This window comes from Snodgrassella sp. CS2, assembly GCF_050310315.1.
GTDB lineage: Bacteria > Pseudomonadota > Gammaproteobacteria > Burkholderiales > Neisseriaceae > Snodgrassella > Snodgrassella alvi_E.
The window spans coordinates 1-2,334 of sequence record NZ_JBNPBA010000025.1 but is presented as its reverse complement, the minus strand read 5'-3'; the positions used below and the strand labels follow the sequence as shown (position 1 = coordinate 2,334).

Here is a 2,334-nt window from a genome sequence, read left to right as displayed (position 1 = left end):
AGAGTAGAGACCACCACCGGTACGGAACAGAAAGTGCTGTACTACCACACCGATGTCAACGGTGCCCCGGAAGAACTTACTGATGAAGACGGTCACATTGTATGGGCATGCAGTTATCAGCTGTGGGGCAAACCGATACAGGAAATCGAACACAGCCAGATACAACAGAACTTAAGGTATCAGGGCCAGTATTTAGACAGAGAAACGGGCTTACATTACAATACTTTCAGGTACTATGACCCTGATATAGGCAGATTCACGCAGCCGGACCCGATTGGGTTGTTGGGTGGGTTTAATCTGTATCAGTATGCGTATAATGCCCTCGAATGGTTAGATCCCTTAGGATTAAAAATTACTCGTGTTTATCATTACACAAGTAAAAATGGATATAACGCAATTATGGGCTCAGGTGTAATTAAAACAAGAAATCCTGGAACGAGGGGAAAAGGTTCCATTCAAGGCAAATCAGAAGCCGTATATGTTACTACATTATCTCCTGATGAATTAAATGCATCAGGTTTAAGGGGTAAAATGGGATTAACTAAAGAAAAAAGTACCCACTTTATCTCATTTGAAATTGATAATGCTAAGGTTAAAAGGGTAGATCGTCAAAATGGGTTTTTAAGACTGTATGTAGAAGAAAATATTTCACTTAGAAGTGGAAATAATAAACTTCGTGGTGATATTAAACATGGACCTTCTAATTGTAAGTAATTTGGGAAATAAAAATATGACTGAATTGACGGGTATTATGTATGGATTTTATACTAATAAATCGATAGATGATGTATTTTTTTCATGGATAAAAAAATTATCATCTATTCATTATAAATATGAACAAAGTGCTTTTCGAGATGAAAAATTTTTATTTTGTTATAAAAATGATGAAATGCGAGATTATCATCTTAATTATGGTTATAATCTCAACTTAAACGGAGAAGGTTGTTTTTTAATTGAAGCAAAAAGCACAAAGTTAAATGGAATAGCTACTTTATTTGAATTCGATAGTGCCTCTGATTTTGAACCCTATGATATAAATTTACATTTTAATAAAGTATTTTATTATGTACTTGTGTTACCCGATTTAATCGAAAATTCTAAATTTTGTCAGGATATACACAATTTATTTATCAATATTCTTGATAGACAAGAGAATATTGATAAATATTAACTTTTCAACTTTTTGTTATTGAAATTTTATTAGCTTGTACTTAGTGAAAACAGTCAATTTATCAAGTATAAAACTTAATGCTGCAACCAACACAATCGACTAAAGACGCAACTAAGACAGCTGCACCGACAACCGAAACCTAGTACGCTTTAACCAACTACTCCACTTTCACAGCCTGCAATACACCTACGATGCCGAACACCGCCTGACCGAAGTTCGTATCGAAAAATTAAACTGTATCGAACGCTACGGCTATATCTACGATGCCTTAGGCCGACGTATCGAAAAACACCAGATAGACCGGGCGGGCAAAGCCTGCAACCGTACCCACTTCCTGTGGGACGGGCTGAGAATGATTCAGGAAACCCGTACTGACAGAAGCAAAAGCGTCTATATCTACACGGATGAAAGCGGCTATGAACCCTTAGCCAGAGTGGAGACCACCACCGGTACGGAACAGAAAGTGCTGTACTACCACACCGATGTCAACGGTGCCCCGGAAGAACTCACTGATGAAGACGGTCATATTGTATGGTCATGCAGCTATCAGCTGTGGGGCAAACCGATACAGGAAATCGAACACAGCCAGATACAACAGAACCTGAGGTATCAGGGCCAGTATTTAGACAGAGAAACGGGCTTACATTACAATACTTTCAGGTACTATGACCCAGATATAGGCAGATTCACGCAGCCGGACCCGATTGGGCTGTTGGGTGGGTTTAATTTGTATCAGTATGCGCCTAATGGGTTGACTTGGATCGATCCGTGGGGATTATGGACATATAATACGATGCCGACAATTGATGGGTTCCAAAAGCATCATATTATTCCACAGCAACTGAAAAATCATGATGTACTTAAAAAAGCTGGTATGAATATTCATTCGGTTAAAAATATAATGTATCTGCCTACTTCAGCTGATGCGCATTCTACTAGAACTATTCACAACGGTTCACATAAACCATACACACGGAAGATAGAAAGGCAACTGAATGAAATTGATAAAAGGGGTCAAAAGGAAAATTGGACACAAAAGCAATACAAAGAAGCTTTAAATGAACTAATAAAAACAAAAAGAATGGATTTACGTAGTGGAAAAACTATTTTAAATAAAAATTCAATTAGGCCTTCCAAAGGATGTTGATATGATTTATGAACTT

Annotated in this window: 3 protein-coding genes; all 3 read left to right on the top strand. The window is 37.6% G+C overall.

Annotated features, from left to right (window positions below; genetic code table 11):
• A partial coding sequence (locus ACQP6D_RS11100; RefSeq protein WP_427858253.1) for an RHS repeat-associated core domain-containing protein occupies positions 1 to 714 on the top strand: 714 nt, incomplete at its 5' end.
• A gap of 16 nt (positions 715 to 730) precedes the next feature.
• Complete coding sequence (locus tag ACQP6D_RS11095; protein WP_427858252.1) at positions 731 to 1,171, top strand: hypothetical protein; 441 nt, start codon at positions 731 to 733, stop codon at positions 1,169 to 1,171.
• Between the two features lie 352 nt (positions 1,172 to 1,523).
• On the top strand, positions 1,524 to 2,318 hold the full coding sequence (locus ACQP6D_RS11090; protein WP_427858251.1) for an RHS repeat-associated core domain-containing protein: 795 nt from the start codon (positions 1,524 to 1,526) through the stop codon (positions 2,316 to 2,318).
• Positions 2,319 to 2,334: the final 16 nt, after the last annotated feature.